Genomic DNA, 23,386 nt, shown 5'->3' on the forward strand with positions numbered 1-23,386 from the left:
GTTCCTGCTTAATCAGTCGAAGAGGTGATGGCTTCAAAGGCGGAGAAGTCGATGTCGCGCCACTGGCTGGACGGCACGCCGGCGAAGGCCAGCAGGGCCGGCAGATGGCTGACGAAGCGCTGGAAGCTGTGATCGCCACCGGACTCGATGCGCAAGGCAGCGGCCCGGTAGTAGCGCTCGGCGGCGCGGTAATCGAGGGTTTCGTCGGCAGTCTGCAGCCACACCTGGTAGCGCGAGCCGTCGGTGGGCGTGGGGACTTCCAGTTCCGCCAGGGCGGCAACGTGGTCCAGGGTCAGTTCCCAGGTCTCGCCGCTGTAGTAGTTGGTCTGCGGGCCGAGCTGGCCGTCGAACAGCCGGTGCGGGGCCACGGCCGGGTTGATCAGCACGGCCTTCAGGTCATGGCGTTCGGCCAGATACGTGGCGTAGTAGCCGCCCAGGGAGCTGCCGATCAGCACTGGCTGGCCCAGGTCGGCAACGGCGGACTCCAGCTGCGCCATGGCCTTGCGCGGATGATGGTGCAACGCGGGCACGCGCAGTTGCTCGGCCAGGCCCAGGCGCTCCATGGCGGCAGCGAACTGGCGCGCCTTCTGCGAGCCGGGCGAACTGTTGAATCCGTGGATATAGAGGAATGCGGTCATGGGCCGGGAGGCTACAAGCTGCAAGTGGCATGCCGCAAGTGGGTCAGCGTCGCAAGGCGTTCGAAGCGTGACCGATCAATAACCCTTGATGCTGTAGTCGACTTCGAACTCGATGTCGGTCACGCGCGAAACGCCTGTCTCCACCCGACCATCGGCCATCAGCCGCAACCAGCGATAGCCCGGCGCCGGGCTGTCGACGCAGAAGTCTTCGCTGCCGGGAGTGAACTGCACGCAGGTGGACGGTGAAGCCAGCAGGCGCACGTCGCCGCGCATGCGGTCGATCTCCTGGTGCACGTGGCCCCAGAGCAGGCAGCGCACGTTCGGATGGCGGTCGAGCACCGCGAACAGGCGCTCGGGGTTGTAGATGCCTATGCGGTCCATCCACCGGCTGCCGATGGGCACCGGGTGGTGATGGAAGCTGATCAGCAGGTGCTTGTCTGGCGCGGCCTGGATGGCGCGCTCAAGCAGATGGATCTGCTCGACGGTCATCTGCCCCGGCACCGCGCCGGGAATGGTGGAGTCCAGCAGGATCACCCGCCAGGCGCCCAGGTCGATCACCGGGTCGAGCAGGTCGGTGTCGGCGGCGGCCTCGCGCATCGGCCCCAGTTCGTCGTGATTGCCGGGGAACCAGCGGGCCGGCGCGGCAATCGATGCGGTGATTTCGCGAAAGCGCTGGTAGGACTCTACCGAGCCATCCTGGGAGAGATCACCCGTGGCCAGCACCAGGTCGATCGCCGGTTGCTCCTCGCCCACCAGTCGGACGACCTGGGTCAGGCTGTCGGCGGTGTCCATGCCCAGCAGCCGGCCGTTCTCTTCGGCGAACAGGTGGCTGTCGGAAAGCTGGACGACCAGGACGGAATCGGAAGCGGTGGGCTGGGTGGGCAATGCGCCTTCTCCTGTGAGGCGGGCGTGCGGGGATTCGTGACGAAGTATGGTGACAGGCGCCCCCCTGAGCAAACCGGGAAAGCGTCACAGATCACAGTTAGGGACACGAGTCTGCGATGGACGGGCAGGATATCATGGCACGCTGCCACCACCGCCATCTCAGCGTTGCAGCACCGGCTCCAGCTCATGGCCGCAGGACAGGCAATGGCTCAGCCATTCGCCGAGGAACTGGTTGAGCTGGTTCTTCTCGTCCGGCTGGTGCATCGCCTGGTTCGGGTAGGGGTAGATCGCCAGCAGGCGGCGCGCCTGCTCGGCACCGACCACCTCGGCCATGCGCGCATCGTGGTACACCCGCACTTCCAGCTTGGGCGCAGGCAGCCAGGGCAGCCCCAGCTCCTGGCGTACCTGCAGGACCGTGGTGTACGGGCAGGCTTCGACCACGTCCAGCGCCAGCACGCCGAGCAGCCGCTCGCCTTCGCTGAGCGCCACACGGCGCGAGACCTGGGCCTCGCGCATTTCCGGCAACAGGCGCATCAGGCGCAAGTAGTTCGCCTCACAGGTCGCCTGCAACCCCGCCAGGTCGACGCGATAGCGCTCGCGCAGCAGATTCACACCCATAGCCCCCTTACCTCGGCGCGATTGAGCGCCAGCCATTGCAGGGCGAGCATGCTCGCCGCGTTGTTGATACGGCCGTCACGCACGGCCTGCAGTGCTTCCTCCAGCGGCATGACGTGGACGCGGATGTCCTCGCCCTCCTCTTCCAGCCCGTGAATGCCGGAGGCGCTGCTGCTGTCGCAGCGACCGACGAACAGGTGCACCAGTTCGTTGCTGCCGCCGGGCGACGGCAGGTACTGGGCGATCGGCCAGAGCGCGCCAAGGGTCAGGCCGGCTTCCTCCACCGCTTCGCGGCGGGCGACCTCCTCGGGCTCCTCATCCTTGTCGATCAGCCCGGCAACCAGCTCCATCAGCCAGGGATTGACCCCGGCGTCCATGGCGCCGACGCGGAACTGCTCGATCAGCACCACTTCATCGCGCTGCGGATCGTAGGGCAGTACGCACACGGCATCGTGGCGCACGAACAATTCGCGGGTCAGCAGCGGGCCCATGCCGCCGGCGAACTGGCGGTGCCGAAGGCGCAGGCGGTCGACCTTGTAGAAGCCCTTGAAGCACTGTTCGCGCTCCTGGATCTCGATATCCTGCGGGCCTGGCTTGAACGTTTCCGACATCCCGTTCTACTCCCGTTCCTACTGACAGTACGTTGAACTTCGCGCCATCCTATCGCGCCGCCGGAGCAGGCGCAGCCTCTTTCGCGGGCCGCCGGGCGGCCGGTCTGCTGTGACCGTCGCACACTGCCGGCGTTCCGCCAAAGTGGTTCATACTCACCCGCCGAACCGGCAGCACCGATGGCGGTCGAACCACTCCAATTGCCGGCGAACGTCAACGACAAGGATTCCCATGCGACTTCTGAAACTTGCCGCCCTGGGCAGCATCTGCCTGTTACTGGGGGCGTGCCAGGGTCTGTTCAAGCCCTCGCTCGACGAGCCGCTCACTGCGCGCCACACCGCTTTCGAACACGCACAGCCGGGCTGCCAGGGCGAGCAATGCCCGCTGTTCAACCTCGATACCCTGAGCTTCGACGACGAGCCGGCGCTCAACGAAGCGATCAACGCCCAACTGCTGCAACTGGCCCGCGAGGGCGACGGTGCGGCCCCCGCCAGCCTGGATGTCTACGAGAAAGGCTTCCTCGATTCGGCGCAGCCCGGCTGGAGCTCCTACCTGCAAGCGAAGATCCGCGAACAGCATGACGGTCTGGTGATCATCGAGCTGTCCAGCTATCGCTTCACCGGCGGCGAGTACGGCCAGCCCGGCCGCGCCTTCATCAATTATGATCGACGCCTCCACAAGGTGCTCACCCTGCAGGACATTCTCCAGCCCGGCCAGGAGGACAACTTCTGGAAAGTGGCGCGCATGGCGCACCAGGCGTGGATCCTGCAGAACAAGCTGGACGAGCAGGACCCGAACTTCTCGAAGAACTGGCCGTTCCAGCCGACCGAGCACTTCGCCCTGACCTTCGGCGCGCTGACGCTCAAGTACGACATCGACCGCATCGCTCCGCATTCGGTCGGGCACCCGGAGCTGAAGATTCCGTACCCGCGCCTGAACGGGATCGTGAAGACCTATTACTTCCCTGGGCGCGGGGCGCAGTAAAGGTCCGGTTCGCGAGCACGCACGCTCCTACGAAGAGCACACTCGGCGTTACCGGGTGCCTGCCGGAGCGAGCTTGCTCGCGAACAGCGTTACGCAGTAGCCGGCCCTTTCACGCCCACACGCCCCAGCAGCAGTTGCAACACACCCGCCACCACCAAAGCCGGCAGCGTTGCGCCCAGATCAGGCTGGTAGTTCGCCAACAGGTGATACACCACCACGCCGCCGCCCCAGGCCAGCAGCGAGCCCCAGCGCAGGCCATGGGGAATCGCGGCCGGCGCGCGGCGACGGAGGACGAAGTGATCGATCAGCACCACGCCGAACAGCGGGGCGAACACCGAGCCGATCAGCAGCAGGAAATTCTGGTACTGCGCAAGCGGCGCAAACCAGGCGATCAGGGTACAGATCACACCGATCGCCAGCGCCAGGTGTTCGACCTTGAGCGGCAGCAGGATGCCACTGGAGACCGCCGCCGAGTGGATGTCGGCAAAGGCCTTCTCCGATTCGTCGAGCAGGATCAGCAGCAGCGGGATGCCCATGCCCGCACCGGCCAGCGCCAGCAGCAGCGCGTTGGCATCGCTGCCCTGGGCGAACGCCAGGGTGTAGGCCACGCCCAGCCCCATCAGCCAGAAGCAGCCGATGAAGAAGCCCAGCGCCGCGCCGGTGAAGGTCTGCCCGGCGCGCTTGCCGAAGCGCGAGTAGTCGGCGATCAGCGGCAGCCAGGACAGCGGCATGGCGATGGCGATGTCGAAGCCCACGGCGAAGGTCAGCGAACCATCGCCGGCCTTGGCCCAGAGCGCCGCCAGGTCGGCACGCTGGAACAGGTCGATGGTCAGCCAGATGCACGCGGCGACCAGCAGCCAGATCCCCCAGCGACGCAGCACACGGCGCACGAAGGCCAGCGGGCCGGCGACCGCCAGCAGGGTTGCCAGCGCGCCGAATACCAGGGTCCACAGCGCAGGGTTGCTCCAGGCGCCACCTTCACCGAAGGCGCGGGTCGCCAGCAGGCTGGCCGCATCGCGCATGACGATGATCTCGAAGGCGCCCCAGCCGACCAGCTGCAGCAGGTTGAGCAGCGCCGGCAACGCGGCGCCATGGCTGCCCAGGCTGAGCTTGAGCGAGGCCATGGCGGACAGGCCGGTGTCGGTGCCGATGACCCCGGCGCTGGCCAGCAGCAGCACGCCGACCAGGGTGCCGAGCAGGATCGCGCCCAGCGCGCCGGCCAGGCCCAGGCCCGGCGCCAACAGCGCGCCGGTCTGCAGCACCATCAGGCCGATGCCCAGGGAGAACCAGAGGGAGAACAGGTCGCGCAGGCCGAGTACCCGCTGGGCGTTGCCCACGGCGGAAGTCGGTGAGTAGTCGATGGCGGTAGTGGTCACGATGCGTGCAGGGCTCGAAGGTTGGATTAGGTTTTGTTGTTTTTTGTAGGAGCGAGCTTGCTCGCGAACCGCCCAGTTGCGGAGTCGCCGGCAAAGGTTCGCGAGCAAACTCGCTCCTACAGGTATTGCACAGGCATCACACCTGCTTGTAGATCACCGAGCCTTCGTCCTTGAAGCGCGCGGCCTGTTCCTGGAAGCCGGCCTCGATGGCCTTCTGCTCGTCGGTCAAGCCGTTTTCCTTGGCGTAGTCGCGGACTTCCTGGGTGATCTTCATGGAGCAGAACTTCGGCCCGCACATGGAACAGAAGTGCGCGACCTTGGCCGAGTCCTTGGGCAGGGTCTCGTCGTGGAAGGCACGGGCGGTATCCGGGTCCAGGCCGAGGTTGAACTGGTCTTCCCAGCGGAACTCGAAACGCGCCTTGGACAGCGCGTTGTCGCGGATCTGCGCGCCCGGGTGGCCCTTGGCGAGGTCGGCGGCGTGGGCGGCGATCTTGTAGGTGATGATCCCGGTCTTCACGTCATCCTTGTTCGGCAGGCCCAGGTGCTCCTTGGGCGTGACGTAGCAGAGCATGGCGCAGCCGAACCAGCCGATCATCGCCGCGCCGATGCCGGAGGTGATGTGGTCGTAGCCCGGCGCGATGTCGGTGGTCAGCGGGCCGAGCGTGTAGAACGGCGCCTCGTCGCAGCACTCCAGCTGCTTGTCCATGTTTTCCTTGATCAGGTGCATCGGCACGTGGCCAGGGCCTTCGATCAGCACCTGGACGTCGTGCTTCCAGGCGATGCGGGTCAGCTCGCCGAGTGTTTCCAGCTCGCCGAACTGCGCCGCGTCGTTGGCGTCGGCGATCGAACCCGGACGCAGGCCATCGCCCAGCGAGAAGCTGACGTCGTAGGCCTTCATGATTTCGCAGATTTCCTCGAAGTGGGTGTAGAGGAAATTCTCCTGGTGATGGGCCAGGCACCACTTGGCCATGATCGAGCCGCCACGGGAGACGATGCCGGTAACCCGCTTGGCGGTCAGTGGCACGTAGCGCAGCAGCACGCCGGCGTGGATGGTGAAATAGTCCACGCCCTGCTCGGCCTGTTCGATCAGGGTGTCGCGGAAGATTTCCCAGGTCAGGTCCTCGGCGATGCCGTTGACCTTCTCCAGCGCCTGGTAGATCGGCACAGTGCCGATCGGTACCGGGCTGTTGCGCAGGATCCACTCGCGGGTCTCGTGGATGTGCTTGCCGGTGGACAGGTCCATCACCGTATCGGCGCCCCAGCGGATGCCCCAGGTAAGCTTTTCCACTTCTTCCTCGATGGAGGAGCCCAGCGCGCTGTTGCCGATATTGCCGTTGACCTTCACCAGGAAGTTGCGGCCGATGATCATCGGTTCCAGTTCGGTGTGGTTGATGTTCGCCGGGATGATCGCGCGGCCACGGGCAACTTCCTCGCGGACGAACTCGGGAGTGATCTCCTGCGGAATGCTCGCGCCGAAGCTCTGGCCCGGATGCTGGGCGCCCAGCAGGCCGGCGGCGCGGGCCTCCTGCAGCTTCATGTTCTCGCGGATGGCGATGTATTCCATTTCCGGCGTGATGATGCCCTGGCGTGCGTAGTGCATCTGCGTGACGTTCCCGCCCGCCTTGGCCCGACGCGGGGTGCGCACGTGAGCGAAGCGCAGGGCGTCCAGGCTGGCATCGGCCAGGCGCGACTGGCCGAACTCGGAGGTCAGGCCGGGGAGGATTTCGGTATCGCCGCGCTCGTCGATCCAGGCCGAACGCACGTCCGGCAAGCCCTTGCGCAGGTCGATGCGAACGTCCGGGTCGGTGTAGGGGCCGGAGGTGTCGTAGACCATCACCGGGGCGTTCTTCTCGCCACCGAAGGCGGTCGGGGTGTCGGCGAGGGTGATTTCCCGCACAGGGACGCGGATGTCCGGGCGCGAGCCGGTCAGATAGACCTTTTTCGAATTCGGAAACGGCTGGGTCGACTGGCGATCGAGCTGTTCAAGGCGGGTGACGTTGTTCTTCTGGGTGCTCATCCTGGCTCTCCTTGGGTTGATTGCCGGGGAGAACCTGGAACGAGAGGAGCTGCTTGCTGCAGCGAAGGGACGCATCCCGTGAAGGGCTGGGGCCGGGGCGGAATACGCCGCGGGATGCGGTCTTCTTGTTCCCTACGCGGGTGCTAACCCGATCAGGTTCAACGGGATCCGGAACTATCCGATCTCAGCCCCTCGCAATGGGGCACCCCGACAAGAACGCCCGCAGTCTAATCAAGTGGACAGGGATTAGCCAATCGCCGTCCGACAGAATTCCTTGCGACCTCCTACAGGCAGCTACACTCCAGCCTCGGAAGGCTCGTACGAACGTGCCTTGACCGCCACCGGCGGCGACCGTAGCCTTGCCCCACCTCGCATCACTTTCCAGGATGAACGAATGCTGCGCAGACTCTCTCTGGCTGTCGCTGTTGCCGCTACGACAGGCTTTGCCTGGGCTGCCCAGCCCGCTCCGGCCGCTACTCCGCTGCCCACCAAGACGGATCTGATCAGCGTCTACAAGGACGCTGTCGACAATAACGCCGACCTCGCCGCCGCCCAGGCCGATTACCTGGCGCGCAAGGAAGCCGTGCCCCAGGCACGCTCCGGCCTGCTGCCGCAGATCAACGCCGGTGCCAGCACCGGGTCGACTCGCACCTCACTGGACACCCCCAGCGCCACGCTGAACCGCAATACCCAGCTGGTGCAGGCAAGCCTGAGCCAGCCGCTGTTCCGTGCGGACCGCTGGTTCCAGCTAAAGGCCGCGGAAAACACCACCGAACAGGCCCAGCTGGAATTTTCCGCAACGCAGCAACAGCTGATCCTGCAGACTGCCCAGACCTACTTCGGCGTGCTCCGAGCCCAGGACAACCTGGCGGCCAGCAAGGCCGAGGAAGCGGCGTTCAAGCGCCAGCTCGACCAGTCCAACGAGCGCTTCGACGTCGGCCTGTCCGACAAGACCGACGTGCTGGAATCCCAGGCAGGATACGACACCGCCCGCGCCAACCGGATCGTCGCCGAGCGCCAGGTGGATGACGCCTTCCAGGCCCTGGTGACCCTGACCAACCGCGAGTACAGCGCCATCGAGGGCATCCTCCACTCGCTGCCGGTGGTCGCGCCGATCCCCAATGACGCCAAGGCCTGGGTGGATACCTCGGTGCAGCAGAACCTGCGCCTGCAGGCCAGCAACTACGCGGTCGACGCCGCCGAAGAGACCCTGCGCCAGCGCAAGGCCGGCCACCTGCCGACCGTCGACGCCGTGGCCCAGTACCAGAAGGGCGACAACGATGCCCTGGGCTTTGCCAACTCCGGCGTACCGGGCGAGCCGCACTATGGCAAGTACGTCGACCAGAGCAGCATCGGCCTGCAACTGAACGTGCCGATCTACAGCGGCGGCCTGACCAGTTCCCAGGTCCGCGAGGCCTACCAGCGCCTGAACCAGAGCGAGCAGCTGCGCGAAAGCCAGCGCCGCCAGGTGGTACAGGACGCGCGCAACCAGCACCGTGCGGTGAACACCGACGTGGAGCAGGTGAAGGCGCGCCGCCAGGCGATCATCTCCAACCAGAGTTCGCTGGAAGCCACCGAGATCGGCTACCAGGTCGGTACCCGCAACATCGTCGACGTACTGGACGCCCAGCGTTCGCTGTACAACTCGGTGCGCGACTACAACAACACCCGCTATGACTACATCCTCGACAACCTGAGTCTCAAGCAGACCGCCGGCACCCTCGCGCCGAGCGACCTGGAAGCGCTGGGCAGCTACCTGAAACCGGACTACAACCCGGACAAGGACTTCCTCCCGCCAGACCTGGCCAAGGCCGCCGAGGCACAGCTCAAGGCCGGTTCGAAGTACTGATCCCGCCCCATGAAAAAGCCCCGCGATGCGGGGCTTTTTCTTTGGACTCGCCGCCGACAGGGCGTCGCGCTCAATCGCGATACCCCGGCGAGACGCGATCCAGCATGCGCAGCAGCGCCGACCAGGCCAGGTCATAGCCATCCGGATCGCTCAATTCGCCTTCGGCCAGCGGTCGCGCCGGGGCGTTGAACTGCTGCTCGGTGTGACGACATACCTCCTCCGGCGGAATCAACAGCTCGCCGCCTGCCTGGGCCGCCAACTGGATGTCGCAGGCCTTCTCCAGGTAGTACATGCGCAGGAACGCCTGCTGCACGGTCTGGCCGACCGTCAGCAGCCCATGGTTGCGCAGCATCAGGCCCAGGTGATCGCCCAGGTCGGCGACCAGGCGCTGTTGCTCGTCCATGGACAGGGCGATCCCTTCGTAATCGTGGTAGCCCAGCCGTCCGTAGAACTCCATCGACATCTGGTTCAGCGGCAGCAACCCGCAAGCCTGAGCCGCCACCGCGCAGCCGGCGCGAGTGTGGGTGTGCAGCACACACTGCGCGTCCTCGCGGGCGCCGTGGATGGCACTGTGGATGACGAAGCCGGCCGGGTTGACCTTGTACGGCGACGGCTCCACGGCATGACCGGACAGGTCGATCTTCACCAGGCTCGAGGCAGTGATCTCGTCGAACATCAGGCCGTAGGGATTGATCAGGAAATGGTGTTCGGGACCAGGAATACGCACCGAGATATGCGTGAAGATCAGATCGGACATGCGGTAGTGCGCGATCAGGCGGTAGCAGGCCGCCAATTCCTCGCGCAGCTTCCATTCCTCGGGTGAACAGGTGGCGCGGCTGGGCGCCTGCAGCGACGTCATGGTGCACTTCTCCTCAAGGCAAGAAGACGCCGGGGCAGTCGCCCCAGCGTCACGGTCACGTTCTGGTTATTGCGCGGCCCAGGCGTTGAAGCGCTCTTCCAGCTCCTCGCCATGGTCGACCCAGAACTCATCGTCCATCGCCAGGCCCTGGGGCAGGTTCTGCGTCGAGGTCGGCACCCAGCCGGCGAGATCGGACGGCAGGCGTTCGGCGGCCTGCTTGTTGGTCGGACCATACGCAATGTGCTTCACGTAGTCGACCTGCGCATCGGGCTGGTTGGCGAAGGCGATGAAGCGCTTCGCCGCGTCGACGTGCTGCGAGCCCTTGATGATCGCCCAGTAGTCCATGCCATACAGGCTGCCCGGCCAGACCAGTTGCAGGTTGCGCCCGCCCTTGAAGGCATCGGCGATGCGCCCGGTGTAGGTGGTGGTCATCACCACGTCACCGGCGGCCAGCCACTGCGCGGGCTGCGCGCCGGCTTCCCACCACTGCACATAGGGCTTGATCTGGTTGAGCTTGGCGAAGGCGCGGTCGACACCGGCCTTGGTGCCCAATTCCTTGTAGACGTCCGCCGGCTTCACGCCGTCGGCCATCAGGGCGAACTCCAGGTTGTAGATGGCGCGCTTGCGCAGGCCACGCTTGCCGGGGAATTTCTTCACATCCCAGAAATCGGCCCAGGACTGCGGCGCCGGCTTGAGCTTGTCCGCGTCGTAGGCGATGGCCACGCCCCATACCAGCGCGGCCGAACCGCAATCCTTGGCGGCGTTGGGAATCAGCTGGTCCTTGCCGCCGATCTGCTGCCAGTCCAGCGGCACGAACAGGCCCTCGTCGCAGCCACGCGCAAGGTCAGGTCCTTCGATCTGCACCACGTCCCAGTCGGCGTGGCCGGTATCGGCCATTACCTTGATGCGCGCCATCTCGCCGTTGTATTCGGTCTGGGTCACACCAACCCCGGACTGCTTGCTGAACGGCTGGAAGAAGGCCGCTTCCTGGGCCTTCTGACCCGCGCCGCCATAACCGACCACCACCATGTTCTCGGCGGCCTGGGCGACGCCGCAGCACAGCCCGAGGGCTAGCAGCAGGGGCGCGGCGGCGGTCTTGAGGAAGAAGCGTTTGTGGAAACTGCTTTGACGCAAAGTCATCGGGCATACCCCCAGTCGTAGGTGGCAGCGGGCGCAGCCGGAATGACTGCACACACGCAGGACGGGCGCGCCGGAACCACGGAGCAAGAAAGACAGGGCAGAGATGAATCGATTGCCAGCGGGTGGACCCGCCGTGCGAGGGGGTACCGTACGGGACGGTTCATGCGCCTCTCCTCTTGTAGTTGTTGTGGAGCACGTCGCGGTTGCCCCGGAAACTCCGGGAGCGGCATCGAAACTACCCAGTCAATTTTAAAAAAACAAGTTGATTTTTTACTGGCGGTAAATTTCCATAGCAAGAACTTAAACAACACTTTCCACCCAGGAGAAGTCGCCGTGTCCCAGGTTCGCCACTTCCAGCAATCCGCCCTGCAGTTCCAGTCCTACGGTGGACAAGACATCGAACGCGCCGCCATCTGCCGCCTGATCGGTCCGGCGGACAGCGAGACCATGGGCGCGGGCCTGGCGCGCTTCGACGGCGTCTCCATCGAGTGGACAGTGCTCTACGACGAACTGATCGTGGTGCTGGAAGGCAATTTCCGCCTGCGCCTGGCCGACCAGGTGATCGAGGCCAGGCCGGGCGACGTGATCTGGGTCCCCGAACGCACGCCGCTGGCCTACGAAGGCGAAAAAGCCTGCGTCTTCTACGCCCTCTACCCGGTGGACTGGCAGGCGCGCAACGCCTAGCTGGTCGACCGGCTGCGCGTCGGCGCAACTGCGTTGGAAACCGGCTCGGCATGCTCATTTACTGGAGTAAACTCCGCTGCCTCTCCGGTCTCCGCCTTGTTGCGCTCTAGCTCGCGCGGTCGATGTTTAGCGCTGTATTTACAACAAGAATCCGGAGTTGCCCGATGAGCCAGTTTCCCCACCTGTTCAGCCCGCTGCAGATCCGCGGCAAGGCGCTGAAGAACCGCATCATGTCCACCGGGCACGACACCTCGATGCCCACCGACAACCTGGTCAACGACCAGCTGGTGGCCTACCACACCGCCCGCGCCAAGGGTGGCGTCGGCCTGATCGTGCTACAGGTCGCCGGTGTGCACGACAGCGCCCGCTACACCTCCCACGTGCTGATGGCCACCGATGACGAGTGCATCCCCGGCTACCGGCGCATCGCCGAGGCCTGCCACGCCGAGGGCACGGTGGTGCTGTCCCAGGTGTTCCACCCCGGCCGCGAAATCATGGAGTCCAGCGACGGCCTGCTGGCCGTGGCCTACGCACCGTCCGCCTCGCCCAACGAGCGCTTCCGCGTCATGCCCCGCGAGCTGAGCCAGGCGATGATCGACGAGATCATTGCAGGCTATGCCGCCGCCGCACGGCGCCTGCACACTGCCGGCATCGACGGCGTGGAAGTGGTGGCCAGCCACGGCTACCTGCCGGCGCAGTTCCTCAACCCACGGGTGAACCGCCGCAGCGACGGCTACAACGGCGACCTCGACGCCCGCCTGCGCTTCACCCGCGAGGTGATCGCCGCCATCCGCGCCGCCACCGACGAGGACTTCATCATCGGCCTGCGCATCTCCGCCGACGAACGCGATCCCGAAGGCCTCACCGAAGACGAATCGCTGCAGGGCGTCAAAGGGCTGCAGAAAGACCTGGACTACGTGCACATCGTCGCCGGCACCTCCGCCTCCCTGGGCGGCGCCATCCACATCGTGCCGCCGATGGCCATCGAAGCGGCCTACCTGGCCAACGAAGCCGGCACCTTCAAGCGCAATCTGGACATCCCGCTGTTCGTCACCGGGCGCATCAACCAGCCGCAGGAAGCCGAGCTGATCGTCGCCCGTGGCCAGGCCGATGTCTGCGGCATGACCCGCGCGCTGATCTGCGACCCGCAGATGCCCAGCAAGACCGAACGCGGCCACGTCGAGGACGTGCGCGCCTGCATCGCCTGCAACCAGGCATGCATCGGCCACTTCCACCGCGGCTACCCGATCTCCTGCATCCAGCATCCGGAAACCGGCCGCGAACTGATCTACGCCGAACGCAAGATGGCCGCCCAGCGCAAACGCGTCCTGGTGGTCGGTGGTGGGCCAGCCGGCATGAAGGCCGCCGCTGTCGCTGCCCAGCGTGGCCATGACGTCACCCTTTGCGAAGCCACCGCTCAGCTGGGCGGCCAGGTCAACCTCGCCCAGCTCCTGCCGCGCCGCGCGGAGTTCGGCGGTGCCTCCACCAACCTGCAACGCGAGATGCAGCTGGCGGGCGTCGAAGTGCGCCGCAACACCCGCGTCGACCGCGCGCTGGTAGAAGCCGAGCGCCCCGACGTAGTGATCGTCGCCACCGGCGCCAAACCCTATCGCCCCCCTTACGAAGAAGCGGGCGAGCTGCAGGTGGTGGACGCCTGGCAGGTGCTGCGCGGCGAAGTGAAGCTCGGCCGCTCCGTTCTGGTCACCGACTGGCGCGCCGACTGGATCGCCCCCGGCATCGCCGAGCGCCTGGTACGCGACGGCCACCAGGTGCAACTCGCCGTGAACGGCACCCACGCCGGCGAAAGCCTGCCCCTCTACGTGCGCGATCACCTGGCTGGCGAGCTGCACCGCCTGGGCATCAGCATCACCACCTACGCCCGCCTGTACGGTGTGGACGACAGCACCGTCTACCTGCAGCACACCGCCAGCGGCGAGCCGATGCTGGTGGAAAACATCGACACTCTGGTGCTCTGCCAGGGCCACCAACCGGTGGACGAACTGGCCGACGAGATCGCCGACCTCGCCGAGGTACGCCGCATCGGCGACTGCCTGGCGCCACGCACGGCGGAAGAGGCGATCTACGAGGGACTCAAGGCGGGTTGGGCAATCTGAGCCCTGGCAAGGCAACTTCCTGCAGGAGCGAGCTTGCTTGCGAACCGCTCAGCGCCGAACTCGCCGGGAGCCTCGTTCGCGAGCAAGAACTGGGTGCCCCTCGCTCCTACGAAGAGCAAACGGTCCACAGCCCCGGCGCATTGTTTAGAATGCCCCACGACGATATTCGCCAGGACTCTCGCCGCATGAGCCGCAAAGCCCCGCAGGAAGCACCCGCCAACGCCGAAGCGCAGTTCCTCGGCACCCGCATCCGCGGCCTGCGCAAGCGGCGCGGCATGACCCTGGCGGCGCTGGCCGAGCAGAGCGGGCTCACCGCCGGCTACATCAGCCAGCTGGAGCGCAACCTGGCGTATCCGTCGATTCCGGCGCTGTTCAATATCGCCCGCAGCCTGGGCGTGACCATCCAGTGGTTCTTCGCCAGCGAAGTGCAGGTCGATCCGGCCGACGCCGGCTACGTCGTGCGGCGCAACGCCCGTACCAGCGTGCACTACGAGGATGGCATCGTCGACGAACTGCTCAGCCCACAACCCAGCCGCCAGCTGGAAATCCTCCACTCGAAGTTCCCGCCCGGCACCTACAGCCAGCAGAGCTACAGCCATGAAGGCGAAGAAGCCGGCTACCTGCTCAGCGGCACGTTCGAGCTATGGGTGGGCGAGCGCTACTTCCTGCTCAATGAGGGCGACAGCTTCAGCTACTCCAGCCAGGAGCCGCATCGCTACGGCAATCCGGGTGACGTGGACGCGGTGGTGCTGTGGGTGATTACCCCGCCGACGTTCTGATCAGTCGCCCCAGCCCATCCAGCAACCGCCCGAGCGCGCCCTGGTTGGCTTTCATCACGCCACGCCCGGCCTCGGCCATGCGCTCGGCGCTTGCCGGCTCGTCCCACAGAGCGGCCACGGCCACTGCCAGCGAAGGTGCATCGGCCACCTCGCGCAGCGCCCCAACCTCGCGCAATTGCGCAGCGATTTCCAGGAAGTTGAACAGGTGCGGGCCCGACAACACCGGCTTGCCCAGCGCCGCCGGCTCCAGCAGGTTGTGCCCGCCATTGGGCACCAGGCTGCCACCGACGAAGGCGACGTCGGCCAGCGCATAGAGGAACAGCAGTTCGCCCATGGTATCGCCCAGCAGCACCCGGGTGTCCGCCGTGACCAGCTCGCCGGTGGAGCGACGCTGGGTACGGAAGCCTTCACGCTGGCACAGTTCGAACATCGGGCCGAAGCGCTCCGGGTGGCGCGGCACCAGAAGCAGCAAGGCGTCCGGATGTTTTTCCAGCAGTTGGCGGTGCGCCGCCAGGATGATTTCGTCTTCGCCGACATGGGTGCTGGCAGCGATCCAGATCGGCCGCTGCTGTGCTTGCCATTGGGCGCGCAGATCACCGGCGCGGACCAGTAGTTCAGGGTCGATGGCCAGGTCGAACTTGATCGAGCCGGTGACGCTCACGCAGTCCGGGCGCGCGCCGAGCCGGCGGAAGCGCTCGGCTTCGGCCTCGGTCTGCACGGCGATCCAGCTCATCTCTTCGAGCATCGGCCGGGTCAGCCCGGCGAAACGCGCGTAGCCACGCGCCGAGCGCTCGGACAGCCGCGCATTGGCCAGCGCCACCGGAATACCGCGCTTGGCACACTGGTGGATATGGTTGGGCCACAGCTCGGTCTCCATGATCACGCCCAGCACCGGCCGTGCGCGGTCGAGGAAGCGCGCCGCCGCCCAGGGCAGGTCGTACGGCAGGTAGCAGTGCTGCACCTGGTCACCGAACAGCGCGCGGATGCGCTCGGAGCCGGTGGGCGTCATGCAGGTGACGGTGATCGGCAGGCCGGGGTGACGCTGTATCAGCGCGCGGATCATCGGCGCGGCGGCGATGCTCTCGCCCACCGATACCGCATGCACCCAGATGCCGCCAGGCTTGAGCGCCGGCAGTCCGAGGGCGAAGCGCTCGCCAACGCGCTGGGCATAGGCCGGGGCCTTGCGCGAGCGCAGGAACAGGCGCAGCGCGACCAGCGGCAGGCCCAGGTGGAACAGCAGGGTATAGAGGGTCCGGTTCATGGCGGCGGAGAGTAGCAAATTAGCGGGCTTGGCGGCCGGACAATCCTGCATGGTGCATCGCTCCCACGAAGAGCAGGTCAAACCGGCGCGGCGAGATGCTCCGCAAAGCACTCGCCCAGCCAGTTCGCCGCCGGCCCCAGCGGCTCGTCGCGGCGCCAGACCAACTCCACCACCAGCGGCGGCGGCGTCCAGTCGCTGGCGAGCTCGACCAGCAACGGCTGGTAGGCCGGATACTGCGCCACGTGGGTCGGCAGCCAGGCCCAGCCGAGGTCGCGCATCAGCAGTTCGGCCATGGCGTAGAAGCTGTCGGCGCGCCACACCAGCGGGCTGATCTGCTCGCCGCCGGGGTAGTGGCTGTCCTGCGGGGCCATCAGTAACTGGCGATGCCGAGCCAGCTCGCGACGGTCCGCATAATCCAGCTTCGCCAGCTCATGCCCGGCGCCACACACGGTGACCATCTCGATGGTGCCCAGGCGCTGCCGCTCCAGTTCCTGCGGCATACCCTCGTGATGGAACAGCAGACCAAGGTCCGCGCGGCGCTCCAGCAGCTTGCGCGCCACGTCGCCCTGGGCGCTGCTGGAAAGCTGCACCTCCACCGCGGGGAACTCCTGCGCCAGCGCCTGCAGCCCGGAGAGCACCGGCTGATAAGGCATCGCTTCATCCTGCGCCAATCGCAACAAGGGCTCGGTGCCGCGCACCAGCGACAGCGCGCGGCTCTCCAGCCGCTCGCACTGGCGCAGCACTTCGCGCGCCTCGTCCAGCAGCGCACGCCCCTCGACGGTCAGCACCGGCTGGCGGCCGCTGCTGCGCTCGAACAGGGTCACACCCAGGTCGCTTTCCAGCAGCGCGATGGAAGAACTCACGGCAGACTGCACCCGCTTGAGCTGCCGCGCGGCAGCGGAAAACGACGACTGATCGGCGACGCTGACGAACAGGCGCAACTGGTCCAGGTTCCACTGCATGGTCTATCTCCAGAACCCATCTCCAACTCAGATAGGTAATGACTTTATCCCATCAGCCACGGGACTAGAATGGCCGGCAGAATCGAACGTCAGCTGCGTGTCGCTCACAACGAGCGGCGTGTCGTTCCGGGGAGCACCCACCATGCCCGGCTATCTCTACCTCGCCATCGCCATCGTCGCCGAAGTCATCGCCACCGCCTCACTCAAATCGGTGAAGGGCCTGTCCACGCCTCTGCCGCTGGTACTGGTGATCGTCGGCTACGCCATTTCCTTCTGGATGCTCACCCTGGTGGTCCGCAGCATCCCGGTGGGCATCGCCTACGCTATCTGGGCCGGGCTGGGCATCGTGCTGGTCAGCATTGCAGCCCTGGTGCTCTACCAACAGAAGCTCGATACCGCCGCGCTGCTCGGCATGGGCCTGATCGTCAGTGGGGTGGTGGTGATCCAACTGTTTTCCGGTAACGCCGGTCACTGACGTGGCATCGGCGCGCGGCCTGCCGCCGCGCGCCATCGGGTTATACTGCGCGCCTTGTTTTCCCTTCGAGGCGCTTTCATGTCCGAATCCCTGAGCACCGACATCCTCATCGTCGGCGGCGGCATCGCCGGTCTCTGGCTCAACGCCCGCCTGCGTCGCTCCGGCTTTTCCACCTTGCTGGTGGAAAACACCGCGCTGGGGGGCGTGCAGAGCATGCGCTCGCAGGGGATCATCCATGGCGGCACCAAGTACGCGCTGCACGGCGCGCTGACCGGCGCCTCGGAAGCCATCGCCGACATGCCGGCCCTGTGGCGCGACTGCCTGGCCGGGACCGGCGAAGTGGACCTGCGCGGCGTACGCGTGCTGTCCGACGCCCACTACCTGTGGTCACCGGGCGGCCTGGCCGGTAATCTCACCAGCTTCTTCGCCAGCAAGGCGGTGCGCAGCCGCGTCGCCCAGGTGAAGGGCAGCGATCTGCCGCCCGCCCTGCAGGACAAGGCCTTCAAGGGCAAGGCCTACCGCCTCACTGAACTGGTGCTGGACGTGCCGAGCCTGATCGCCCGCCTCGCCGAACTGGCCGGAGACAGCCTGCTGGCCGGCGAACACATCGAAGCCCTGCGCGAAGGCGGCCAACTGGCCGGCCTGCGCGTGGACGGCCGCGAGATCCGCGCCCAGCGCGTGGTGCTCAGCGCCGGCGCCGGCAACGAGGCGCTGCTGCGCGAGCTGGGCCTGGAGCGCCCGGAAATGCAGCGCCGCCCGCTGCACATGGTGCTGGTCACCGCGCCGACCCTGAAACCGCTCTACGCCCACTGCCTCGGCGGCGGGCCGAAGCCACGAGTCACCGTCACCACCCACCCGCTGAGCAATGGCGACTGGGTCTGGTACCTGGGAGGCGACATCGCCGAAGCCGGCGGTGTCGCGCGCAGCGAAGCCGAGCAGATCACCGAGGCGCAGCGCGAGCTGCACAAGCTGGTCCCGTGGATCGACCTTTCCACCGCGCGCTGGGCCACCTTGCGGGTGGACCGCGCGGAGCCTTCGCAGAACAACTTGCTGCGTCCGGACAGCGCCTTCCTCGCGGAGGACGGCGCATTGCTGGTCGGCTGGCCGACCAAGCTGGCCCTGGCGCCGAACTTCGCCGATCGCGTAGTGGAGTCCCTGGAGAAGAGCGGCGTCCGCCCGCAAGCCAGCGCCGCCCTGCCCAACCTGCCGCGCCCGGCCATGGCCAGCCCGGTGTGGGAGGAACTGTTCGGATGAAGACCCTGCATCACCTGCACCGCCCGCTGGGCAGCACCGGCCTGAACGTCTCGCCGCTGGGCCTGGGCACCGTTAAGCTCGGCCGCGACCAGGGCGTAAAATATCCCGCGGGCTTTCGCATTCCCGATGACCGCGAGGCTGCCGACCTGATCGCCCTGGCCCGCGATCTGGGCATCAACCTGATCGACACCGCACCGGCCTATGGCCGCAGCGAAGAACGCCTCGGCCCGCTGCTGCGCGGCCAGCGCGATCAGTGGGTGATCGTCAGCAAGACCGGCGAGGAATTCGTCAGCGGCCAGTCGCAGTTCGACTTCAGCGCCGCCCACACGCGCCGCTCGGTAGAGCGCAGCCTCCAGCGCCTGGAGACCGACTACATCGACCTGGTGCTGGTGCACTCCGACGGCAACGACCTGGACATCCTGCGCGGCACCGAGGTCTACGCAACCTTGGAACAGCTGAAGGACGAAGGGCTGATCCGCGGCTTCGGTTTCTCCGGTAAGACCGCCGACGGCGGCCTCTTGGCCCTGGAGCGCGGCGACTGCGCCATGGTCACCTACAACCTCAACGAACAGGCGGAAAAGCTGGTGATCGACCATGCCCTGGCCCAGGGTCGCGGCATCCTGATCAAGAAGGCCCTGGCCAGCGGCCACGCCACCCTGGCGCCGGGTGTCGATCCGGTGCGCGCCAGCTTCGAGCTGGCGCTGGGCCATCCGGGCGTCGCCAGCGCCATTGTCGGCACCATCAATCCGTTGCACTTGGCGCACAACGTCAGCATCGCCGCCGAGGTGCTCGACCACTGATCGGCAGACGCCGTACGGTCATGTGGATTGCGTATTCCTGTGCCATGCTCCAACTCCCCCGGCGAAAACCGTGGGCACAGAAACTGTCGCCAGCCAGCCATTCCCCTGCAAAAATCTCGGAATCACCAAGACCTTCAGGGAAAAATCCGGAAATCTTTTTGATTTTCGATGACGCCAGAATCGGTGTCAGGCTGTCTAGGTTGTAGCGACCCGGTAAAGAACGATCGGCCGGTCCGTCTCCCGCAGACGGTCAGCGTTGGCGTCGGCGTCGCCTTTGAAAAGGACGCGCCCGGCGCAACCCGGCGCCCTGTACGAGAAGGAACCCCCACATGCCCCGTACGCTCGCCCGCAAGGACCCGACCGCCTTCAAGACCCTGCCGCTGCTGGTGGAAGCCAGCCCGGAAGGTCTCGCCTACCAGACCCTCGGCAAGCCCCTGAACTTTGCCCAGGTCCTGGAAAAGCGCCGCCCCATCGAAATCCACGAAACCGAACGCTTTACCACCGAACTGGCCAATCTCGGCGTGTCGGTGCGACTGACCTTGAACTACCAGGGCCGCGATCACTGGATCCTGGTGCGCCAGCGCCGCCTCGACCGCGGCGACACGGTGCTCAAGCTGATTTCCGGCTACGTGCCGGCCCACGAACTGAACCTGCCGCTGCTCACCGCGATCCAGGAAGTGGCCGAGGAATGCCTGGTGGAAACCGCGGACGGCTGGCTCGGCGGGCGCTTCGGCGACACCTGGCTGCCAACGCCCTACGAGGGCATCCTGCGCTACCGCGAAACCAGCCACTTCTCGCTCACCCCGCTCTCCGGCGCCTCGCGCCCGGTGCAGGCCGGCGCGCTGCGCCTGCTGGAGCGCCCGCAAGCCTACGTGCACCTGCCGACGGCCTCCCTGCAGTTGGTCTACGACTTGCGCATGGAGCTGCCAAAGGACGCCCGCGAGGTCAGTCTGTTCCATGTCGACGAAAAACTCGAAAGCGGCCCGCTGGTGGCCCGCCTGGACCGCCGTCGTCCGGACCTCTACCTGTTGCCGCTGGAACACGGCCGCCCCACTGGCGAACTCTTCACCCTGAGCAAGGGCGAACTGTGCAAGGCGAGTACCCGCGGCCTCTGGCTATCGGAAAGCTTCGCCGAACAGGAAGGTTGGCTGGTGCGCGAAGAGCGCATCCGTTTCCGCGAATGGATGGAGCAGTGGCCGCCCGCCGCCGGCAATGCCGGCAGCGGGCGACGCACGGCCTGAGGCCGTAACCTGATTCGCCCTGCCTGACGGTAGGGCGACGTCTGTAGGAGCGAGCTTGCTCGCGAACCATGTCAGGCGGGTACGCCGGCGTTGAGCAGTTCGCGAGCAAGCTCGCTCCTACAACAGCTTCACTTCAATTGACTGGAACTCTTGCCCAGCAAGCGCCGCGCCACGATCAGCAACTGGATCTGCTGGGTGCCCTCGAAGATGTCGAGGATCTTCGAATCCCGCGCCCACTTCTCCAACAGCTCCTCTTCCCCGTAACCCAACGCCCCCGCCAGTTCGACGCATTTCAGCGTCACCTCGTTGGCCACCCGCCCGGCCTTGGCCTTAGCGATGGAAGCCTCCTTGGAATTGGGCAGGCGGTTGTCGGCCATCCACGCCGCCTTCAGGGTCAGCAGGCGCGCGGCTTCCCATTCAGCTTCCAGGCGATAGAGGGTGGCTTCGGCATGGCTGGCGATCAGCAGCGGCTGGCGAAAGTCGAAGCGACAACCCGCCTTCTTCAGTAGCTCGCGAGTACGGTCCAGCGAGGCCTTCGCCACGCCGATGGCCATGGCGGCCACCAATGGCCGGGTGTTGTCGAAGGTTTCCATTACCCCGGCAAAGCCTTTCTGCACATCGATCTCGGCATTGCCCAGCAGGTTAGCCGCCGGCACGCGGCAATCGGTGAAGCTGATGGAGGCGGTATCCGACGCCTTGATCCCGAGTTTCTTCTCCAGCCGGGTGACGGTCATGCCCGGCGTGCCCTTCTCCACCACAAAGGACTTGATCGCCGCGCGGCCGAGGCTCTTGTCCAGGGTCGCCCACACCACCACCGCATCGGCGCGGGCGCCGGAGGTGACGAAGATCTTCTCGCCGTTGAGCAGGTAGTGATCGCCATCGCGGGTTGCGGTCGTGCGGATTGCTGCCGAGTCCGAGCCGCAGCCCGGCTCGGTGATCGCCATGGCCGCCCAGGTACCGGAGAAGCGCTTGAGCTGCTCCTCATTGGCCACCGCGGCGATAGCGGCGTTGCCCAGGCCCTGGCGCGGCATGGCCAGCAGCAGGCCGGTATCGCCCCAGCACATTTCCATCACGCCCAGGCAGGCGGAGAGGTTGCCGCCGTTCTTCACGCCCTCCTCCGCGCCGGCCTTGCGCTTGCTGGCCGAGGTGGCGCCGACGGCGTCCGGCGAACCGGCGTTCATGCCGTCCAGCAGCGCCGCCAGCAGGTCCAGTTCCTTGGGATAGGCGTGTTCGGCCTTGTCGTACTTGCGTGAAATCGGCCGCAGGTAGTTCTCGGCGACCTGACGGGCCTGGTTCTGCAAGGTGCGGAATTTCTTCGGTGTCTCGAGGTACATGCAAGGCTCCTAAGCGGAGCTCATCGCGTTGCGAGCGAAGCGCAGCCAAGGCGGAAACGGACGAGGAAGCGGAGTCTACAGTTGTAAATGAGCATTCCGAGTTCGTTTCCAACGCCGGCTGGGCGAGCACAGCAGCGATGAGCCCGCGTTACAGGTGTAGGCCGCCGACCATCAAACTGACGGCGCGCAGGTCGCGGTACCAGCGCTCGGCCGGGTGTTCCTGGGTGAAACCGTGGCCGCCGAGCAGTTGCACCGCGTCGGTGCCGATCTTCATCGCCTTCTCGGCGCAGAGCAGCTTCGCGAGATAGGCCTCGCGGTGGAACGCCTGGCCACGTTCGGCCAGCGCGCACGCGCGCCAGACCATCAGGCGCATGGCGTCCAGTTCGATGGCAATATCCGCAACCATGAAGGCCACACCCTGGCGGTGGCTGATCGGCTCGCCGAAGGCTTCGCGCTCGTTGCAGTAGGTGATCACGTAGTCCAGCGCGGCCTGCGCGGTGCCCACGGCCAGCGCACACCAGGCCAGCGCGGTGTGATCGAGGAAGGATTGATAGTCGAAGCGCTCGGCTGCCAACCGCTGTTCGGCCGGGACTCTCACCCCCTTGAAGCGAACCCGCGCGGTGCCGGTGGCTTTCAGCCCCATCGCCGGCTCGGCACGCACTTCGACGCCCTTGGCACGGGTATCGACGAGGAACAGCGCCGGGCCGTCGCCGGCATCCGCGGCGACGATCAGCTTCTGCGCATCCACGCCGCGCACCACCAGGCACTTCTCGCCGGATAGCGTGTAGCTCGAACCGCGCTTGCGGGCCCTGGTGGACAGGCGCAGTGGATCAGCCAACAACTGCGGCTCGTTCACCGCGATGGCAATCAGCGGCGCCGCTTCCTCGGCGACAAAGGCCGGCAGCCAGCGCGCCTGCTGTTCGGGCGAGGCCCAGCGGCGAATAGAGTTGGCCGCCGACAACGGCACCAGCAGCGCGGCAGCCAGACTCAGGTCGCCGCGGGCGAGGGATTCGGCGATCAGCGCGTTGGTCACCACGGTGCGTTCGCCGGCCATGCCGCCATGCACTTCGCTGACGCCATAGTGGATCAGCCCCAGCTCCTGCGCCTGGGCCAGCAGTTCGAGACTGAGATGGGCCCTGGCGTCGGCCTCATGGGCGGCCGGGCGAAGCACTTCGGCGGCGAAGCCTTCGAGCATCTCCACCAACATCTGCTGCTCGTCGGACAGGGACAGGTCGAACAGCCCATCGGGATCGGCCTTGCGTGGGGTCTTGGGCTGCTTGGCGGCGCGCTCGCTGGCCAACCGAAAGCCGGTGCGGCTGCCGCTGTAGAGCAGTCTTTCGAAAGGCTTGCGCAGCTTCAGTCGGTCCGGCCAGTCGGCCTGGGCGACACGGTTCAGCACGGCCAGGGCGCGGCCCTGCACGTCGGTGGTCATGGCATCTCGCTCCGCGGAGGGTGGATGCCCCGATCATGCGCCGCAAAATGCCGCAGGAACCATGACCGCTTTGCCGTT

Annotated in this window: 21 protein-coding genes and 1 riboswitch; of the genes, 9 read left to right on the top strand and 12 right to left on the bottom strand. The window is 66.3% G+C overall.

From position 1 onward, the window contains the following. Positions 1-8 precede the first annotated feature (8 nt). The 4 genes from LDJ84_RS27010 to LDJ84_RS27025 form a co-directional block, all read right to left on the bottom strand. Positions 9-638, bottom strand: coding sequence for a YqiA/YcfP family alpha/beta fold hydrolase (locus LDJ84_RS27010; protein WP_024764303.1), 630 nt, complete (start codon positions 636-638; stop codon positions 9-11). A gap of 75 nt (positions 639-713) precedes the next feature. After that, positions 714-1,523 (bottom strand): 3',5'-cyclic-AMP phosphodiesterase, encoded by an 810-nt coding sequence (gene cpdA / locus LDJ84_RS27015; protein WP_024764302.1) that lies wholly within the window; start codon positions 1,521-1,523, stop codon positions 714-716. 159 nt (positions 1,524-1,682) lie between these two features. Further along, positions 1,683-2,141: a DUF1249 domain-containing protein gene (locus tag LDJ84_RS27020; RefSeq protein ID WP_024764301.1), complete on the bottom strand. Its 459-nt coding sequence runs from the start codon at positions 2,139-2,141 to the stop codon at positions 1,683-1,685. After that, complete coding sequence (locus LDJ84_RS27025; RefSeq protein ID WP_038803343.1) at positions 2,132-2,749, bottom strand: NUDIX domain-containing protein; 618 nt, start codon at positions 2,747-2,749, stop codon at positions 2,132-2,134. The genes LDJ84_RS27020 and LDJ84_RS27025 overlap by 10 nt, the downstream gene beginning before the upstream one ends. Before the next feature lie 229 nt (positions 2,750-2,978). Here LDJ84_RS27025 and LDJ84_RS27030 point away from each other — a divergent pair, with 229 nt between their 5' ends. Further along, the gene (locus LDJ84_RS27030) at positions 2,979-3,731 is read left to right on the top strand and encodes an RsiV family protein (RefSeq protein WP_024764300.1); all 753 of its coding nucleotides are present in this window, start codon (positions 2,979-2,981) and stop codon (positions 3,729-3,731) included. An 89-nt stretch (positions 3,732-3,820) separates the two neighbouring features. On the opposite strand, the gene cytX is transcribed toward LDJ84_RS27030, so the two are convergent. Next, positions 3,821-5,107: a putative hydroxymethylpyrimidine transporter CytX gene (gene cytX, locus LDJ84_RS27035; protein WP_024764299.1), complete on the bottom strand. Its 1,287-nt coding sequence runs from the start codon at positions 5,105-5,107 to the stop codon at positions 3,821-3,823. 136 nt (positions 5,108-5,243) lie between these two features. After that, positions 5,244-7,124, bottom strand: a complete 1,881-nt coding sequence (gene thiC, locus LDJ84_RS27040) for a phosphomethylpyrimidine synthase ThiC (protein WP_024764298.1) — start codon at positions 7,122-7,124, stop codon at positions 5,244-5,246. A gap of 112 nt (positions 7,125-7,236) precedes the next feature. Then, a riboswitch (TPP riboswitch) is annotated at positions 7,237-7,344 on the bottom strand. Between the two features lie 174 nt (positions 7,345-7,518). Between thiC and LDJ84_RS27045 the strand changes: the two genes are divergently transcribed. Beyond that, positions 7,519-8,973 (top strand): TolC family outer membrane protein, encoded by a 1,455-nt coding sequence (locus LDJ84_RS27045; protein ID WP_065085580.1) that lies wholly within the window; start codon positions 7,519-7,521, stop codon positions 8,971-8,973. 70 nt (positions 8,974-9,043) lie between these two features. On the opposite strand, the gene LDJ84_RS27050 is transcribed toward LDJ84_RS27045, so the two are convergent. Continuing rightward, on the bottom strand, positions 9,044-9,832 hold the full coding sequence (locus LDJ84_RS27050; protein WP_065085581.1) for a class II aldolase/adducin family protein: 789 nt from the start codon (positions 9,830-9,832) through the stop codon (positions 9,044-9,046). A 66-nt stretch (positions 9,833-9,898) separates the two neighbouring features. After that, complete coding sequence (locus tag LDJ84_RS27055) at positions 9,899-10,972, bottom strand: ABC transporter substrate-binding protein (protein ID WP_065085582.1); 1,074 nt, start codon at positions 10,970-10,972, stop codon at positions 9,899-9,901. A gap of 333 nt (positions 10,973-11,305) precedes the next feature. On the opposite strand from LDJ84_RS27055, the gene LDJ84_RS27060 reads away from it, so the two are divergent. The 3 genes from LDJ84_RS27060 (at position 11,306) to LDJ84_RS27070 (ending at position 14,549) form a co-directional block, all read left to right on the top strand. Further along, entirely contained in the window at positions 11,306-11,656 is a 351-nt protein-coding gene (locus LDJ84_RS27060; protein ID WP_065085583.1) for a cupin domain-containing protein, read from the top strand. A gap of 164 nt (positions 11,657-11,820) precedes the next feature. After that, entirely contained in the window at positions 11,821-13,770 is a 1,950-nt protein-coding gene (locus LDJ84_RS27065) for an FAD-dependent oxidoreductase (RefSeq protein ID WP_065085584.1), read from the top strand. A gap of 185 nt (positions 13,771-13,955) precedes the next feature. After that, on the top strand, positions 13,956-14,549 hold the full coding sequence (locus LDJ84_RS27070) for a helix-turn-helix domain-containing protein (RefSeq protein WP_024764293.1): 594 nt from the start codon (positions 13,956-13,958) through the stop codon (positions 14,547-14,549). Here LDJ84_RS27070 and waaA read toward each other — a convergent pair. Then, the gene (gene waaA, locus LDJ84_RS27075; RefSeq protein ID WP_065085609.1) at positions 14,530-15,810 is read right to left on the bottom strand and encodes a lipid IV(A) 3-deoxy-D-manno-octulosonic acid transferase; all 1,281 of its coding nucleotides are present in this window, start codon (positions 15,808-15,810) and stop codon (positions 14,530-14,532) included. The two genes, LDJ84_RS27070 and waaA, sit on opposite strands and share 20 nt — an antisense overlap. Before the next feature lie 77 nt (positions 15,811-15,887). Further along, positions 15,888-16,772 carry a LysR family transcriptional regulator gene (locus LDJ84_RS27080; RefSeq protein ID WP_024764291.1) on the bottom strand — a complete coding sequence of 295 codons (885 nt, stop codon included), beginning with the start codon at positions 16,770-16,772 and terminating at the stop codon, positions 15,888-15,890. Positions 16,773-16,914: 142 nt separating this feature from the next. Here LDJ84_RS27080 and LDJ84_RS27085 point away from each other — a divergent pair, with 142 nt between their 5' ends. The 4 genes from LDJ84_RS27085 to LDJ84_RS27100 all read left to right on the top strand — a co-directional run bounded on the left by LDJ84_RS27085 (position 16,915) and on the right by LDJ84_RS27100 (position 20,542). Further along, positions 16,915-17,247, top strand: a complete 333-nt coding sequence (locus tag LDJ84_RS27085) for a DMT family transporter (RefSeq protein WP_024764290.1) — start codon at positions 16,915-16,917, stop codon at positions 17,245-17,247. A 78-nt stretch (positions 17,248-17,325) separates the two neighbouring features. Then, positions 17,326-18,501 (top strand): NAD(P)/FAD-dependent oxidoreductase, encoded by a 1,176-nt coding sequence (locus LDJ84_RS27090; RefSeq protein ID WP_065085586.1) that lies wholly within the window; start codon positions 17,326-17,328, stop codon positions 18,499-18,501. Next, the gene (locus LDJ84_RS27095; RefSeq protein ID WP_065085587.1) at positions 18,498-19,301 is read left to right on the top strand and encodes an aldo/keto reductase; all 804 of its coding nucleotides are present in this window, start codon (positions 18,498-18,500) and stop codon (positions 19,299-19,301) included. The genes LDJ84_RS27090 and LDJ84_RS27095 overlap by 4 nt, the downstream gene beginning before the upstream one ends. Before the next feature lie 329 nt (positions 19,302-19,630). Continuing rightward, entirely contained in the window at positions 19,631-20,542 is a 912-nt protein-coding gene (locus tag LDJ84_RS27100) for a metal ABC transporter ATPase (protein WP_065085588.1), read from the top strand. A 128-nt stretch (positions 20,543-20,670) separates the two neighbouring features. On the opposite strand, the gene LDJ84_RS27105 is transcribed toward LDJ84_RS27100, so the two are convergent. Beyond that, positions 20,671-21,876 (bottom strand): acyl-CoA dehydrogenase family protein, encoded by a 1,206-nt coding sequence (locus LDJ84_RS27105; protein WP_065085589.1) that lies wholly within the window; start codon positions 21,874-21,876, stop codon positions 20,671-20,673. 148 nt (positions 21,877-22,024) lie between these two features. Further along, positions 22,025-23,308, bottom strand: coding sequence for an acyl-CoA dehydrogenase family protein (locus LDJ84_RS27110; RefSeq protein ID WP_065085590.1), 1,284 nt, complete (start codon positions 23,306-23,308; stop codon positions 22,025-22,027). Positions 23,309-23,386 lie beyond the last annotated feature (78 nt).

The sequence above is a fragment of the Pseudomonas sp. HS-18 genome (assembly GCF_020401845.1).
GTDB classification, from domain to species: Bacteria; Pseudomonadota; Gammaproteobacteria; order Pseudomonadales; family Pseudomonadaceae; genus Pseudomonas; species Pseudomonas nitroreducens.